Consider the following 16383-nt stretch of genomic DNA (forward strand, 5'->3'; position numbering starts at 1 on the left):
AAGCATGGCATTTGAAGGATTATCAGAACGATTGCAATCGACACTTTCAAAAATGCGCGGTAAAGGGAAAATCTCGGAGGCAGATGTCAAAGAGATGATGCGTGAGGTTCGCCTCGCCCTCCTCGAAGCCGACGTCAACTTTAAAGTCGTCAAGCAATTCGTCAATGACGTGAAGGAACGCGCCGTTGGTCAGGATGTCATGAAATCATTGACGCCAGGTCAACAAGTCGTCAAAATCGTTCACGAAGAGTTGTCAAACTTGATGGGAAGCGATGTCGTCCCGATCTCATTCAGTCAGAAACCACCGACAGTCGTCATGATGGTCGGTCTGCAGGGGGCAGGGAAAACGACGACGACCGGGAAGCTAGCGAACTTGATTCGTAAAAAGCATAACCGCAGTCCACTTCTCGTCGCAGCGGATATTTACCGTCCGGCGGCAATCAAGCAGCTCGAGACACTCGGGAAACAACTCGATTTACCGGTCTTCTCGCTTGGCGATCAAGTGAAACCGGAAGAGATTGTGACGAAAGCACTCGAGTACGCAAAAACAAATCATCACGATTTCGTGTTGATCGATACGGCCGGTCGCCTTCATATCGATGAGACGCTTATGGGCGAGCTCGAAAATGTGAAGACGATTGCCAAACCAAATGAAATCTTCCTCGTCGTCGATTCGATGACAGGTCAAGATGCGGTCAATGTGGCCGACAGTTTCAATGAGAAACTCGGAATCACCGGGGTCGTGCTGACAAAGCTCGACGGAGATACACGAGGCGGGGCAGCCCTTTCGATTAAGGCAGTCACGGGAGCGCCGATTAAATTCGTCGGTCTCGGAGAAAAGTTGGATGCCCTCGAACCATTCCACCCGGAACGCATGGCGTCACGGATCCTTGGGATGGGGGACGTGCTCTCGCTCATTGAAAAAGCCGAGACACAGATGGACCAAGACGCAGCGAAGGAGCTTGAAAGCAAAATTCGTGACGCGTCATTCACGTTCGATGATTTCATTGAACAGTTGGCCCAAGTGAAAAACATGGGACCAATTGATGAATTACTTTCGATGTTACCTGGTGCAGGTAAGATGAAAGGGTTGAAGAACGTCCAAATCGACGAGAAGCAACTCGATCACGTCGAGGCGATCATTCGCTCGATGACGAAACATGAGCGCGCCAATCCGGAAGTGCTCAATGCGAGTCGTCGGAAGCGGATCGCAAAGGGGAGCGGTCGCTCGATTCAAGAAGTGAACCGTCTCATCAAACAGTTCGATGACATGAAGAAGATGATGAAACAAATGTCAGGACAAATGAAAGGGAAGAAAAAGGGCCTCGGTCTTCCATTCTTCTAACAAAAACTTTTGTCAGTCGAACGAAAAAGCTGTATACTATAAAAGTTGTCAATTCTTAAACACATGATGGAGGTATATTACCATGGCAGTTAAAATTCGTCTTAAGCGCATGGGCGCAAAAAAATCACCTTTCTACCGTATCGTTGTAGCAGACTCACGTTCACCACGTGATGGTCGCTTCATCGAGCAAGTTGGTCACTACAACCCGGTTGCAAAACCAGAAGCAGAAGTTCGCATCAACGAAGAACTCGCTCTTAAATGGTTGGCAGACGGCGCGAAGCCATCTGACACAGTACGTAACTTGTTCTCTAAAGCAGGGATCATGGAGAAATTCCACAACGCGAAAAACGCGAAGTAATGATGTGGCCGACCTTTTCTGAGGTCGGCCTATTTTGTTGAGGAGGGAAAAAAGATGGATTGGTTATACGTTGGGAAAATCGCCAATACGCACGGTCTTAAAGGGGAAGTGAAGATCTTGGCGGCGACAGACTTTCCAGAAGAACGATTTAAAAAAGGAAACACGTTATTCCTTGATGTCGACGGAACGAAACAGGAAATGACGATCACGACGTATCGTCCGCATAAGCAGTTTCACCTCGTCACGTTCAAGGGATTTGACAATATCAATCTCATTGAAAAATATAAAGGGCATAAACTATACGTTCACGCCGAACACGTCCACGATTTGGACGAACACGAATTTTATTATCATGAAATCATCGGCTGTGAGGCTGTCGTGGACGGGGAAGTCATCGGTGTCGTCGACGACATCTTTGAAACGAACGGAGCGAACGACGTCTGGGTCATCAAACGACCAGGCAAGTCGGATGCGCTCATCCCTTATATCGAATCGGTCGTCCAAGAGATCGATGTCGATGCGAAACGTGTCGTCATCACGCCAATCCCTGGAATGATTGACGATGAAGATTGATGTATTGACGTTGTTCCCCGAGATGTTTCATGCGCTCGATCACTCCATCGTCGGTCGAGCGAAGACGCTCGGGCAAGTGGAGATGTCGTTCCTCAACTTCCGGGACTTTTCAACGAACAAGCATCATAAGGTCGACGATTATCCGTACGGCGGGGGCGCGGGCATGCTACTCACCCCTCAGCCGATTTTCGATGCGTTCGATTCCCTTGAGGCGAAGAGCCCGCGCGTCATCCTGACGACCCCGACCGGAAAACCGTTCAATCAACGAATGGCCGAAGAATGGGCGAAAGAGGACCATCTAGTCTTTCTTTGTGGACATTATGAAGGGTTCGACCAGCGCATCCATGATGAACTGGCGACGGATGAGGTGTCGATCGGGGACTTCGTCTTGACTGGTGGAGAACTAGCGACGATGGTCATGATCGATGCGACCGTTAGACTTATTCCCGACGTCCTCGGCGATCAGGCGAGCCATGAGGATGACTCGTTCTCGACCGGACTTTTAGAATACCCGCACTATACGCGACCGGCAGATTTTCGTGGTCTGACCGTACCGGACGTCCTGTTGTCGGGAAATCATGCCCGCATCGAGGCGTGGCGACGCGAACAATCGCTCGAGCGCACGTATCGACGACGTCCCGATTTACTTGAACATACCGAGTTGACGGATGCTGACAAAAAGTTTCTACAATCATTGCGCGATTGAGAAATATATGCTATGTTTGAGCATGTGGGTTAAACCCATCGATTACCGATGTTCCGCTGTTGGATGCTTGGGCATATGAAGATATGAACATTGAAGAAAAAGGAGATATGATTCATGAACACACAAAAACTGTTCCGTGAAATCACAGAAGAACAATTCAAATCGGACGTACCTGCTTTCCGTCCTGGTGACACAGTACGTGTCCACGTTAAAGTTGTAGAGGGAACGCGTGAGCGTATCCAGATCTTCGAAGGCGTAGTAATCAAGCGTAAAGGTGGCGGCATCAGCGAAACATTCACAGTCCGTAAGATTTCTTACGGCGTAGGTGTTGAGCGTGCATTCCCGCTTCACTCACCACGCGTTGCGCAAATCGAAGTCGTACGCTACGGTAAAGTTCGCCGTGCGAAACTTTACTACCTCCGTAACCTTCGCGGTAAAGCAGCACGTATTAAAGAAATCCGTCGTTAAGATGGGAATTAAGCTTGTCGCTTGCGACAAGCTTCTTTTTTTCTAGTACAATAAGTTCAAATGGATAGAGGAGTGAGTGAAGTTGAAAGAAGTGTTTAGTTGGCTCAAAGCCATCGTTGTCGCGCTTGTCATCGCGTTCGTCATCCGGACGTTCATCTTCGTTCCCGTCATCGTAGAAGGAGAGTCGATGATGCCGACACTCCACAATGCGGATCGAATGATCGTCAGTAAAATTTCGAACTATGTTGGAGAGCTAGACCGAGGCGATATCGTCGTGTTCCATGCGACAGAATCAAAAGACTATATTAAACGTGTCATCGCTATTCCTGGAGACACGCTCGAATATCGAGATGATATGCTTTATATTAACGGCGAAGCGGTGGAAGAACCGTATTTGGATGAATTCCGTGCCCAGATGAACGGGTTCCCATTGACGGAGAACTTTACACTCGAACAAGTGACGGGTGAGTCGGTCGTTCCAGAAGATTCGTATTTCGTCATGGGTGACAATCGTCAAAACTCGAAAGACAGCCGTGAAATCGGATTTGTGTCGAAAGAGGAGATTGTCGGTAAGACAAACTTCATCTTCTGGCCGCTCGATGATGTAGGCACGGTAGAAGATTAAGGTGGTGCTTTTTTGGCAATTCAATGGTTTCCTGGCCACATGGCCAAAGCAAGAAGACAAGTTACTGAAAAATTAAAATTGATTGACGTCGTCATCGAGCTCGTGGATGCACGCGTGCCACAATCGAGCCGTAACCCGATGGTCGATGAGATTACGGCAGGAAAACCCCGCCTCATCGTCCTGAACAAAGCGGATATGGCCGACCCCGTTGTGACGGACGCGTGGTTACGCGCGTTGAAGCAAGAAGAGGTCGAGGTCGTCGCAGTCGATGCGAAGCATAGCAAAGGCTTGAAACAGCTCATCACAGGTGCACAAAAGTTGATGAAAGAAAAACATGATCGCATGCGTGAGAAAGGTCGCAATCCAGGACCGATCCGTGCGCTCATCATCGGAATCCCGAACGTTGGGAAATCGACGCTCATCAACCGTCTTGCGGGACGGAACATCGCCATCACAGGCGATCGTCCTGGTGTGACGAAACGTCAGCAGTGGATCAAGATGAAAGGCGGCGAAATGGAACTCTTGGATACCCCAGGGATTCTTTGGCCGAAGTTCGAAGACCAGCAAGTCGGATATCGTTTAGCTGCAACCGGCGCCATCAAAGATGAAATTCTTAACTTGGATGACATCGCCTTGTTTACGGTTCGTGAGCTCCAGGCGAGATATCCTGAGCAACTGAAGGAACGGTTCAAACTCGAAACGTTACCGGAAGATGCGGTAGAACTCCTTGAGATGATTGGTAAAAAACGTGGGTTGATCAGTGGCGGATACGTCGATTTTGAAAAGGCGAGCGAACTACTTTTGAATGAACTACGTCATGAAAAGATTGGACGGATCTCCCTTGAGACACCGGCTGACCATGAAATGGCGTGAAGCTCTGTGAAAACAGGGCTTTTTTGAATAGGAGGAAAATCGTGACGATTCAACAGATTAAACAACAACTTCAACAAATCCGATATGAAGAGTGGAACCAATTGAAGTCGACGTTGTCACAAGACCCACGTGCGGGCGTTCAGACATTGATTCGACAAAAAGAGCGTCAATTCGAACGGGAACAAGCGTTACGTGAGGATTTCGAACGACGGATGATCTATGAGCGTGAGTGGAAGCATAAAGGGTATACTCGGGTCGTCGGCGTGGACGAGGTCGGACGAGGTCCGCTCGCTGGTCCCGTCGTTGCGGCGGCGGTCCTGTTACCGGAAGATTTTTATATCGCGGGATTGAATGATTCAAAAAAGATGACAAAGTCAGCGAGGGACGAGGCATACGATCAGATTATCGAAGTCGCCGTGGTCGGTGTCGGCATCGTCGAACCGGCAACGATTGATGACATCAATATATATGAGTCGACGAAGCTTGCGATGATGGAGGCCATCCGTCAAGTTGGGGAAGTGGACGCTTTATTGATTGACGCCATGAACCTCGAGCTCGACACCCCTCAGCAGTCGCTAATTAAAGGGGACACGCTCAGTGTGTCGATTGCCGCTGCGAGTGTCGTCGCGAAAGTCGTCCGTGACCGGATGATGGAGGCGTATGACCTGACGTATCCTGGATACGGATTTGCGAAAAATGCAGGATATGGGACAGAGGCTCATTTGGATGGGTTGAGACGCCTCGGGGTAACCCCGATCCATCGACGTTCATTTGCCCCCATCAAGCATATGTGAAAGGAGTGATTGCGTTGCGTATCGATCATCAGGGCGTCATGCCATTCAAAGTGACAGAACAAACATCACGCCCGTTATTATTAGGGAACACGGTCGTCGGCAAAGTGTTGCAGCTCTTACCGGGTAACGAAGCGGTCATGCAATTGCCACAGGGAATCTTCCGGGTCGGTGTCAACGCGAACGTGAAAGAGAACGTCACGTACAAGTTAGTCGTCACAGACGTCGAGCCGAAACTCGTGCTAAAAGTGGTCACACAAGCGACGGAATCACTCATGACGGCAAAATCGCCACTACAAGCACTCGGAGAGCAACTCACGCGATTTATGCGTGATCCGATCCCTACACCGGAATCCGTGAAAACGGCAGGAAAGACGATGTTAGAGAGCGGAGCAGGGCAAGACATGAAGACGCTCGTCGGAGAGTTGTTCAAGGCAAAAGGAGAACCGAAGTTTGAACAGTTTGTGCGCGCGCAAGAAGCGTTCAATGCGGCGCAGAGTCCACCTTTTGCGGTTCAATCATTTCACATACCGCAATTAGGTCCGTTTGAACAAGTTCAACTTCGATTAGAAGCGCCAAAGCGAGAAATGATGGACTCCGATCACGCACGACTCGTGCTATTTCTCGAAACCCCACGATTTGGGGAGACTGGAATCGACGTGTTGATTCAAAAACGATATGTGTCTGTAAGGGTGTTTAATGAACAGCACGACTTGAGTCCATATGTCCGTACATATGAACCGATGTTGAAAGAGGGGTTGAAACAGGTGGCGTTCGAATTATCTTCTTTCTCATATGAAGTCAAACGTGAGCACATTCCTGAGACATTTGCGCCGCTAGGAAAGGTGGATCTTCAAATATGAAAGATCAAAAGAAAGCGATCGCCCTCTCGTATGAGCAGTCGATGGATGCGCCACATGTCGTGGCGAAAGGGTCTGGGATTGTCGCTGAGCGTATGCTTGAAGTGGCGCTCGCGAATGGAGTGCCGGTTCATGAAGACCCAGCGCTCCTCTCATTACTGTCGGCGTTGAACATTGAAGAGCAGATTCCAGAGGACGTATATCAAGTGATTGCTGAACTTTTTGTGTTTCTTTATCAGATGGAACAGGGTAAAATTTGATTTGTCTAGGGATATATGTGAAAAAAAGATGAAAACTTAAAGCAAGAACGATAGACAGCGCTTTCAGTTTTTCGTTACAATAGACGTGCCGATATTAAAGGGGACTAAGGGGGAAAACATATGAATATCCATGAGTATCAGGCGAAAGAATTGTTAAGAGAGTTTGGGGTAGCCGTTCCGACGGGTTATCCGGCCTTTACTGTTGAAGAAGCTGTGGCAGCTGCTGCGAAGCTTGACGGTGAAGTGAAAGTTGTTAAAGCTCAAATCCACGCAGGTGGCCGCGGTAAAGCCGGTGGCGTTAAACTTGCGAAGACAGACGAAGAAGTGAAGCAATACGCTTCTGAAATTCTCGGGAAAACGCTCGTGACACACCAAACAGGTCCGGAAGGAAAAGTTGTCCAGCGTCTCTATATCGAAGAAGGTTCTGCGATTGACCAAGAATTTTACTTAGGACTTGTGCTTGACCGTTCGATCGGCCGAATTGTCATCATGGGTTCATCTGAGGGTGGTATGGACATCGAGGAAGTCGCTGAACATTCACCAGAGAAAATTCATAAAGAAATCGTCGACCCGGTTGTGGGCTTACGTCCATTCCAGGCTCGTCGTCTCGCATTCAAGATGGAAGTTCCGACGAAACTCGTCAACAAGTTCAGTGACATGGTCATGAAGTTGTACAAAGTGTACGTTGAAACAGACTGCACAATTGCGGAAATCAACCCGCTCGTTACGACGAAGGACGGAAACGTGATTGCACTTGATGCGAAGTTAAACTTTGATAGCAATGCGCTTTATCGTCACTCTGATATCCTTGCGCTTCGTGACACGACGGAAGAGGACCCACGTGAAGTGGAAGCGTCGAAACATGACCTTAGCTACATCGCGCTTGACGGAAACATCGGTTGTCTCGTCAACGGTGCTGGTCTTGCGATGGCAACGATGGATATCATTAAACATTATGGCGCAGAACCCGCTAACTTCCTCGACGTAGGTGGCGGTGCGACAAAAGAAAAAGTAACAGAAGCATTCAAATTGATCTTGTCAGACGACCAGGTCAAAGGAATCTTCGTTAACATCTTCGGTGGAATCATGAAGTGTGACATCATCGCAGAGGGGATTGTCGCAGCGACGAAAGAAATCGGACTCGACTTGCCACTCGTCGTTCGCTTAGAAGGAACGAACGTTGATGCTGGGAAGCGCATTCTCGATGAATCTGGACTTGCGATTACAACTGCTAGCTCGATGGCTGACGGTGCAGAAAAAATCGCAGCACTTGTTCGATAAGGGGGAAACGACATGAGTATTTGGGCGAATAAAGATACGAAAGTCATCATTCAAGGGATTACAGGGAAGCAAGGTTTGTTCCACGGTGAACAAATGCTCGCATATAACACGAAATTAGTCGGAGGTGTCACACCTGGTAAAGGTGGAACGACAGTCCTCGACAACGTGCCAGTTTTCAACACTGTTTCTGAAGCGGTTGAAGCGACAGGTGCCAACGCATCGATCATTTACGTACCACCAGCATTCGCAGCGGACTCAATCATGGAAGCGGCGGATAGCGGAATCGAACTCATCATCTGTATCACAGAAGGAATTCCGGTTGTGGACATGATTCAAGTCAAACGGTATCTCGAAGACAAACCGGCTCGTTTGATCGGACCAAACTGCCCTGGTATCATTACGCCAGGAGAAGCAAAACTTGGAATCATGCCAGGTTACATTCATACGAAAGGGCATGTCGGAATCGTATCACGTTCAGGGACGCTCACGTATGAGGCAGTTCATCAGTTAACGACTGCGGGAATCGGTCAGTCGACAGCTGTAGGAATCGGGGGAGACCCGGTCAACGGAACGAACTTCATCGATACGCTTAAAGCATTCAACGAGGATGAGGACACGAAAGCGGTCATCATGATCGGTGAAATCGGTGGAACGGCTGAAGAAGAAGCAGCTGAATGGGTGAAAGCGAACATGACGAAACCGGTCATCGGCTTCATCGGTGGTCAGACGGCTCCTGAAGGCAAACGTATGGGACATGCTGGCGCCATCATCTCAGGTGGTAAAGGTACGGCTGCTGAGAAAATCAAGACATTGAACGCGAATGGAATCGAAGTCGCTGAAACACCAGCGGTCATCGGAGAAACATTGATTCGTGTCTTGAAAAATGAAGGGTTATACGAAGCGTGTGTCACGGGTCAACCGACGACATAAGAATCTTGAGGGATGCTTGCATCCCTCATTTTTTTAAAGGAGAGTTTGTGATGAATCAAACAATAGCTCGGTTTGCCGCTGAAAGAATTCCAGTTGAATTTGTGCATCATTATTTAAACGGGACACTTGAAACGCATCGCACACAATTTACTCCACACGTTTGGAAACGGGCTGAAACGGCTCTTTATGCATCAGAAACGTACAGACAGTTCGTCACATGGGAGGATGAGTTATTCCCGAAACGACTGTTAGAAATTCCGAATCCACCGTACTGCTTGTTTTACGAGGGAGATTTAGAGGTACTACAAGAAAGAACGACTGCGATGGTCGGAAGTCGTGAGTTGAATCGAATTAGTCAATTGTTGGTGAGTCACTATCACTCTTTAATAGAAGAAACTGTATCTGTTTCAGGTGGGGCCCTTGGGATTGATGGGCTCGTTCATGATTGTGCACTAAGCAAAAAACGTCCGACAGTGGCCGTACTTGGTGCAGGACTGAACAACCTTTATCCGAAAGCGAATCAACAGATGCTTTTACGGATTCCTGAGCAAGGAATTCTTTTGAGTGAGTATGCGCCAAACACACCCATTCAAAAATTTCAATTTTTGGAAAGGAATCGATTAGTGAGTGGTCTTGGTGATACGCTCGTCGTCATCCAGGCGAGGCGAAAAAGCGGAACGATGAATACGGTCGGACACGCTCTAGAGCAAGGAAAGACAGTGTTTGCCGTACCAGGTTCGCCACTCGATCCACTTGCTGAAGGACCGAACCGATTGATTGAAGAAGGTGCGATTCCACTGACGAATTCCGATCAAATTATTCGAGATCTCAAGATTGTACGTTGACAAACCGGTGAGAACATGAATATTATGGTAGGGATTTAAATGACCTCTAAAAGGGGAGCAGATGTATGGCAAAATATTTGGTGATCGTCGAGTCACCTGCGAAAGCAAAAACAATAAAACGTTATTTAGGTCCAAATTATATGGTTAAAGCATCGATGGGACACGTGATTGACTTGCCGAAAAGTCAACTTGGTGTCGACGTCGAACATGACTTTGAACCAAAGTATATTACCATCCGTGGTAAGGGACCGGTATTAAAAGAATTGAAAACAGCGGCGAAAAAAGCCACAAAAATCTTTCTCGCGGCCGACCCCGACAGAGAAGGGGAAGCGATTGCCTGGCATTTGGCACGCGCACTCGGTGTCGACGAAACGACAGAATGTCGCGTCGTCTTTAACGAAATCACGAAAGATGCGATTAAAGAATCGTTTAAACACCCGCGTAAAATCAATCACGACCTCGTCGATGCACAACAGGCTCGTCGAATCCTAGACCGTCTCGTCGGGTACGGGATGAGCCCTTTATTATGGAAGAAAGTCAAAAAAGGATTGTCCGCAGGGCGAGTTCAATCGGTTGCTGTGAAAATGATCATCGACCGTGAACGTGAAATCAATGCGTTCGACCCGGAAGAGTATTGGACAATCAAGCTTGATTTGAATCATGATGGGGAATCATTCGAGACCTCATTTTACGGAAAAGATGGGAAGAAGATGGAATTGAAGTCTGAAGAAGACGCGCAATCCGTCCTCGATACCATCGATGATACGTTTAAAGTCATTGATGTGACGAAGAAAGAACGAAAGCGGAACGCTTCGTTACCGTTCACAACTAGTTCGTTACAACAGGATGCGGCACGTAAATTAAATTTCCGTGCGAAGAAGACGATGATGCTCGCCCAACAATTATATGAAGGAATCGACCTTGGTAAGAAAGAAGGAACGGTCGGTCTGATCACGTATATGCGTACGGACTCGACACGGATTTCAGATTTGGCGAAGGCAGAGGCGAAAGACTACATCGAATCAACGTTCGGTGAAGAGTATGTCGCTTTGCAAAAACAAAAGGAAAAGAAAGCGGCCAATGCACAAGATGCGCACGAAGCGATTCGTCCGACATCTGCACTCCGTGACCCGGCTTCTTTAAAACCTTACCTGTCTCGCGACCAGTTGCGACTTTATAAATTGATTTGGGAGCGGTTGATTGCGAGCCAAATGGCGCCAGCCGTGCTCGACACCGTCAAAATCGATGTTGAATCGAACGGGATGATTTTCCGTGCGAACGGTTCGACAGTCAAATTCCCTGGTTTCATGAAAGTATATATCGAGTCGAAAGATGATGACATCGAAGATACGAATCAAGAGAAGGAGGGGCTCTTGCCACCTCTAGAAGTAGATGACACAGTGAGCTTTGAAGCAATCGAACCGAAACAACATTTCACTCAACCGCCACCACGTTATACGGAAGCGCGACTCGTTCGAGCAATGGAAGAACTCGGGATTGGTCGTCCATCGACGTACGCACCGACCCTCGACACGATTCAGCGTCGTGGTTACGTCGTCTTGGAGGAGAAGAAGTTCTTACCGACTGAACTCGGGGAACTTGTCATTGAGATGATTGATGAATATTTCAACGACTTTATCACAGTCCAGTTTACAGCCGACATGGAGACTCTACTTGACTCGATTGAGCATAAAGAAGTGGAGTGGACAGAAGTCGTTGCCCCGATTTATCGTTCTTTCGAGAAACGCTTGAAGCGAGCCGAAGAAGAAATCGAGAAAATCGAAGTGAAAGATGAACCTGCCGGAATCGACTGTGAAGTTTGTGGTTCACCGATGGTCATCAAAATGGGACGATACGGCAAGTTCATGGCATGTTCGAACTTCCCGAACTGTACGAATACGAAACCGGTCCAAGTGGAGATCGGTGTCCCGTGTCCGAACTGTAAAGACGGACAAATCGTTGAACGCCGTAGTAAAAAAGGTCGTCTCTTCTATGGATGCTCAAACTATCCTGAATGTGAGTTCGTGTCATGGGACAAGCCGGTTGCGAAACCGTGTCCAGTGTGCGACAGTTTAATGGTCGAGAAGAAAATTAAAGACGGCGTGAAATATCAATGTACGAACTGTACCCATACCGAGGTACATCAGCAAGAGGAGGATTAATGTTGCAACAACGTGTAACTGTAATCGGGGCCGGATTGGCCGGCTCCGAAGCGGCTTGGCAACTCGCTAAGCGCGGCATTCAAGTCGATTTGTATGAAATGAGACCAGTCCGTCAAACACCTGCGCACCACACGGACCAATTCGCCGAGCTTGTTTGTTCAAACTCGCTCCGTGCGAACGGTCTTCAAAATGCTGTAGGTGTCTTGAAAGAAGAAATGCGTACGCTTGACTCACTCATCTTGAAAGCGGCGGATACGGCAAGTGTCCCTGCTGGTGGCGCTCTTGCAGTTGACCGTCATGAGTTTGCAGGTTTCATCACTGAGAAACTAAAAAACCATGAGAACGTTACGGTCCATACTGAAGAATTAAAAGAAATTCCTGAAGGGATCGTCATCGTGGCGACTGGACCACTGACATCTCCTGACCTATCAGCCTCACTCAAAGCGTTCACTGGAGAAGATTATCTCTACTTCTATGACGCTGCGGCACCGATCTTAGATGGCGATACGATTGATCGTGACAAAGTGTATTTAAAATCGCGTTACGACAAAGGTGAAGCCGCTTACTTGAACTGTCCGATGACAGAGGAGGAATTCGACGTCTTTTATGAAGAGTTGATCAAAGCAGAGGTCGTTCCGCTTAAAGAGTTTGAAAAAGAGATTTACTTCGAAGGGTGCATGCCGTTTGAAGTCATGGCCGAACGTGGGAAGAAGACGCTTCTATTCGGACCGATGAAGCCGGTCGGTTTAGAAGATCCGAAGACAGGAAAACGTCCATACGCTGTCGTACAACTCCGTCAGGACAACTCAGCAGGGACGCTTTATAACCTCGTCGGATTCCAAACACATTTGAAGTGGGGAGAACAAAAGCGAATCATCCGTCTCATTCCTGGACTTGAGAATGCGGATATCGTCCGTTACGGTGTCATGCACCGTAACACGTTCATCAACTCACCGAGCTTACTCAAACCGACCTATCAGGCACGTACACGCGACACACTCTTTTTTGCGGGTCAAATGACAGGTGTCGAAGGGTATGTAGAGTCTGCGGCATCTGGCTTATTGGCCGGAATCAATGCGGCGAAGATGATTGCAGGTGAAGAACTTGTCGTCTTACCGCGTGAGACGATGCTCGGTTCGATGGCGCATTACATTACAACGGCAGACGGGAAGCACTTCCAGCCAATGAATGCGAACTTCGGATTAGTTCCATCGCTTGAGGATGCTCCGAAAAAGATGAAAAAGCAAGAACGGTATGAGCGTTACGCAAACCGTGCGCTAGAGACGATTCAACAATATAAAGATCTTTGAACAGGAGAGCCAATTTTTGGCTCTTTTGTTTTGAAGTAAAATTTCAATTGTGTAATTTGTTTCATACTTTGAAAATTTTCAGATTATTGAACGACTATCTATTGTCACCATACATTCTGTATGCTATGCTAATTTCGATTTGACGAGAACATGCGTTTTTACGTGTCATCGAGGAGGCGATAAAATGGGATTCTTAGAGGATCGACAATCATTTTTACGCTACTGCCAAATTGAACGTCGACTGTCTCCTCATACGAAACGCTCCTACGAGCAAACGCTCGACCAGTACGCCGCATATTGCCAATCGACGCATCAAGATCCCTACGATGCACAGACGGCGCGGCGTTATTTATATGTCCTTTATGAGAAACAGTTGGCGACCTCGACCGTGTCCCAAAAAGTATCTTGCTTCAAGCAATTCGGGAAGTATATGGCAAGAGAACACGGGGGAGAACCACTGTTTCATGATTTGACCTCACCGAAGAAAAGACAGTCTTTACCGACCTTTGCTGTCCCGTCAGAAGTTGAGCAACTGTTAGAGGTCGCATCGAGACAAGACGACGCCTTCTTAAGGGCGAGAGATGTCGCAATTATTGAAGTGTTATATGGGACGGGCATTCGAGTCGCAGAACTATGTGGAATGAACCTCTCCTCGTATGATGAGGTCCTGTCTTTTGTTCACGTAATGGGAAAAGGAAAGAAAGAACGGTACGTACCGATCGGACAATATGCCGTGAATGCCTTACGACAATACATTGACATTCGTAAAGACATCGGTCTCCCAACAGAAAACGCATTATTTTTGAGTCAAAAAGGGAATCGAATGACAACAGACCAAATTCGATATGTCATGAAACGGTTAAGAAAAGACAGTGGGGTACATAAGCCACTTACCCCGCACTCATTGAGACATAGCTTTGCGACGGACCTGTTGGAGCGAGGGGCGGATTTACGTGCTGTCCAAGAGTTGCTCGGGCATGAGTCCTTGTCTACGACCGGTCGGTACACTCACGTATCAACGGAACGACTCCGTTCAATCTACCAAGCGACACATCCAAGAAAGTAGGAGGTTACGATATGTTTCATGCAACAACGATTTTTGCAGTTCAACACAATGGTCAAAGTGCGATGAGTGGAGATGGCCAAGTCACATTCGGGAATGCCGTCATCATGAAAAATAAAGCGAAAAAAGTAAGACGTCTATATGGCGGAAAAGTCGTTGCCGGCTTTGCGGGAAGCGTAGCCGATGCGTTCACATTGTTTGAGAAGTTCGAATCGAAACTTGAAATGTATAACGGTAACTTACCGCGTGCAGCGGTCGAGCTCGCCAAAGAGTGGCGTGGCGATAAAATGTTGCGACAACTCGAAGCCTTGTTAATTGTCATGGATGCAGAACACCTTTTACTCGTTTCTGGGAACGGAGAAGTCATTGAACCGGATGATGGCATCCTTGCAATCGGGTCAGGCGGGAACTACGCCCTTGCAGCAGGTCGTGCGCTCGTTCGTCATTCAGCTGAAAAATCTGCTGAAGAAATCGCGCGAGCCGCTCTTGAGATTGCAGGAGAACTTTGTGTGTATACAAATGATCAAGTCATTGTCGAAACGATCGGAGGCGCTGCTGAATGAATCGAGAATTGACACCTAGACAAATTGTATCGGAATTAGATCGGTTCGTAATCGGTCAAAAAGATGCCAAACGGGCTGTGTCGATTGCATTACGAAATCGATATCGTCGTCAAAAATTGGATGCGGATCTTCGTGATGAAGTGACACCTAAAAATATTTTAATGATTGGTCCAACGGGAGTCGGGAAAACAGAAATCGCTCGTCGTTTGGCCAAACTTGTCGGGGCACCGTTCGTTAAAGTGGAGGCCACAAAGTTCACGGAAGTCGGTTATGTCGGTCGTGATGTTGAATCGATGGTACGCGACCTCGTTGAAGCCTCGGTACGTCTCGTCAAAGAAGAGAAAAAAGAAGATGTGAAAGAACCTGCCGAGCGCGCGGCGACAGAGCGATTGTTAGACGCCCTCCAAGGGAAGGCGAAAGCGACACCGAGTGCATCGAATCCGTTTGAGGCGCTGTTCGGTGGACAGACGCAACAACAGGAATCTACAACAGATACGTCAAAAAATGACCGAGCGCAGCTACGTCGTTTGCTCGAACTCGGCGAATTAGAAGACCGAATCATTGAAGTAGAGTTGGAAGAGAAGCAAACGATGGATTTATTCCAGGGTCAAGGCATGGAAGGGCTATCAAATCTTCAAGACATGCTCGGCCAAATCGTCCCGAAGAAACGCAAACAGCGTAAACTAACTGTACGTGAAGCGAGACCACTTCTGATTGCGGAAGAAGCAGAAAATCTGTTGGACTTGAATGAAGTCCATGATGAAGCGGTGAAGCGGAGTGAGCAGATGGGCATCATCTTCGTCGATGAAATCGACAAAATTGCGACAAAGTCCCAAGATCACGCCGGTGTTTCCCGTGAAGGGGTGCAACGCGACATTTTACCAATTGTAGAAGGGTCAACGGTCGTGACGAAGTACGGGCCCGTTAAAACGGATCACGTGCTCTTTATCGCAGCGGGTGCGTTTCATATGGCCAAGCCGTCTGATTTGATTCCGGAGTTACAAGGGCGCTTCCCGATTCGTGTCGAATTGAACAGTTTGACCGAAGAAGACTTCGTCAAGATTTTGACGGAACCGTCTCAGGCACTTATCAAGCAGTATACAGCACTCTTGGAGTCTGAAGAGATCACGGTACGCTTTACGCATGAGGCCATTGAAGAAATCGCGAAGATTGCGACACATGTGAATCGGGAAACCGATGACATCGGTGCCCGTCGTCTCTATACGATTATGGAGCGGGTATTAGAAGATTTGTCGTTTGAAGCGGCGGATATGCCACAAACCACTGTGGAAATCACACCAGCTTATGTTCAGGAAAAAGTCGGATCGATTGCAGATGATCGCGACTTGAGTCAATACATTTTATAAGAA

The 16383-nt window shown here is 47.9% G+C and carries 18 protein-coding genes; all 18 read left to right on the forward strand.

Going from position 1 to position 16383, the window contains the following annotated elements; genetic code table 11:
* The first annotated feature begins 4 nt into the window (after positions 1 to 4).
* The 18 genes from ffh (at position 5) to hslU (ending at position 16380) form a co-directional block, all read left to right on the forward strand.
* Positions 5 to 1345: a signal recognition particle protein gene (ffh, locus tag KNO66_RS02385; protein ID WP_159562079.1), complete on the forward strand. Its 1341-nt coding sequence runs from the start codon at positions 5 to 7 to the stop codon at positions 1343 to 1345.
* Between the two features lie 82 nt (positions 1346 to 1427).
* Positions 1428 to 1703, forward strand: coding sequence for a 30S ribosomal protein S16 (gene rpsP / locus KNO66_RS02390; RefSeq protein ID WP_015881366.1), 276 nt, complete (start codon positions 1428 to 1430; stop codon positions 1701 to 1703).
* Positions 1704 to 1757: 54 nt separating this feature from the next.
* Positions 1758 to 2276 carry a ribosome maturation factor RimM gene (gene rimM, locus KNO66_RS02395; protein ID WP_214740062.1) on the forward strand — a complete coding sequence of 173 codons (519 nt, stop codon included), beginning with the start codon at positions 1758 to 1760 and terminating at the stop codon, positions 2274 to 2276.
* The gene (gene trmD / locus KNO66_RS02400; RefSeq protein ID WP_214740063.1) at positions 2266 to 2982 is read left to right on the forward strand and encodes a tRNA (guanosine(37)-N1)-methyltransferase TrmD; all 717 of its coding nucleotides are present in this window, start codon (positions 2266 to 2268) and stop codon (positions 2980 to 2982) included. Before rimM ends, trmD begins: the two co-directional genes overlap by 11 nt.
* Before the next feature lie 114 nt (positions 2983 to 3096).
* Entirely contained in the window at positions 3097 to 3450 is a 354-nt protein-coding gene (gene rplS, locus KNO66_RS02405) for a 50S ribosomal protein L19 (RefSeq protein WP_015881369.1), read from the forward strand.
* 82 nt (positions 3451 to 3532) lie between these two features.
* Positions 3533 to 4075, forward strand: coding sequence for a signal peptidase I (lepB, locus tag KNO66_RS02410; protein WP_214740064.1), 543 nt, complete (start codon positions 3533 to 3535; stop codon positions 4073 to 4075).
* A gap of 12 nt (positions 4076 to 4087) precedes the next feature.
* Entirely contained in the window at positions 4088 to 4948 is an 861-nt protein-coding gene (ylqF, locus tag KNO66_RS02415) for a ribosome biogenesis GTPase YlqF (RefSeq protein ID WP_214740065.1), read from the forward strand.
* Positions 4949 to 4989: 41 nt separating this feature from the next.
* The gene (locus KNO66_RS02420; protein ID WP_214740066.1) at positions 4990 to 5742 is read left to right on the forward strand and encodes a ribonuclease HII; all 753 of its coding nucleotides are present in this window, start codon (positions 4990 to 4992) and stop codon (positions 5740 to 5742) included.
* 5 nt (positions 5743 to 5747) lie between these two features.
* Positions 5748 to 6602, forward strand: coding sequence for a hypothetical protein (locus KNO66_RS02425; protein ID WP_353048489.1), 855 nt, complete (start codon positions 5748 to 5750; stop codon positions 6600 to 6602).
* A complete protein-coding gene (locus KNO66_RS02430; protein WP_214740069.1) occupies positions 6599 to 6859 on the forward strand; it encodes an EscU/YscU/HrcU family type III secretion system export apparatus switch protein in 261 nt (86 codons plus the stop codon). The genes KNO66_RS02425 and KNO66_RS02430 overlap by 4 nt, the downstream gene beginning before the upstream one ends.
* Before the next feature lie 120 nt (positions 6860 to 6979).
* Positions 6980 to 8140 (forward strand): ADP-forming succinate--CoA ligase subunit beta, encoded by a 1161-nt coding sequence (sucC, locus tag KNO66_RS02435; protein WP_214740071.1) that lies wholly within the window; start codon positions 6980 to 6982, stop codon positions 8138 to 8140.
* Positions 8141 to 8152: 12 nt separating this feature from the next.
* Positions 8153 to 9070, forward strand: a complete 918-nt coding sequence (gene sucD, locus KNO66_RS02440) for a succinate--CoA ligase subunit alpha (protein ID WP_026826262.1) — start codon at positions 8153 to 8155, stop codon at positions 9068 to 9070.
* A gap of 50 nt (positions 9071 to 9120) precedes the next feature.
* Entirely contained in the window at positions 9121 to 9915 is a 795-nt protein-coding gene (gene dprA, locus KNO66_RS02445; protein WP_214740073.1) for a DNA-processing protein DprA, read from the forward strand.
* A gap of 65 nt (positions 9916 to 9980) precedes the next feature.
* Entirely contained in the window at positions 9981 to 12077 is a 2097-nt protein-coding gene (gene topA, locus KNO66_RS02450; protein ID WP_214740075.1) for a type I DNA topoisomerase, read from the forward strand.
* The gene (gene trmFO, locus KNO66_RS02455) at positions 12077 to 13387 is read left to right on the forward strand and encodes an FADH(2)-oxidizing methylenetetrahydrofolate--tRNA-(uracil(54)-C(5))-methyltransferase TrmFO (protein ID WP_214740077.1); all 1311 of its coding nucleotides are present in this window, start codon (positions 12077 to 12079) and stop codon (positions 13385 to 13387) included. The genes topA and trmFO overlap by 1 nt, the downstream gene beginning before the upstream one ends.
* A gap of 184 nt (positions 13388 to 13571) precedes the next feature.
* Positions 13572 to 14453, forward strand: coding sequence for a tyrosine-type recombinase/integrase (locus KNO66_RS02460; RefSeq protein WP_214740079.1), 882 nt, complete (start codon positions 13572 to 13574; stop codon positions 14451 to 14453).
* An 11-nt stretch (positions 14454 to 14464) separates the two neighbouring features.
* Positions 14465 to 15013, forward strand: coding sequence for an ATP-dependent protease subunit HslV (gene hslV / locus KNO66_RS02465; RefSeq protein ID WP_214740081.1), 549 nt, complete (start codon positions 14465 to 14467; stop codon positions 15011 to 15013).
* Positions 15010 to 16380, forward strand: a complete 1371-nt coding sequence (gene hslU, locus KNO66_RS02470; protein ID WP_214740083.1) for an ATP-dependent protease ATPase subunit HslU — start codon at positions 15010 to 15012, stop codon at positions 16378 to 16380. Before hslV ends, hslU begins: the two co-directional genes overlap by 4 nt.
* The last annotated feature ends 3 nt before the right edge of the window (positions 16381 to 16383 follow it).

The sequence above is a fragment of the Exiguobacterium sp. s48 genome, from assembly GCF_018617395.1.
GTDB lineage: Bacteria > Bacillota > Bacilli > Exiguobacteriales > Exiguobacteriaceae > Exiguobacterium.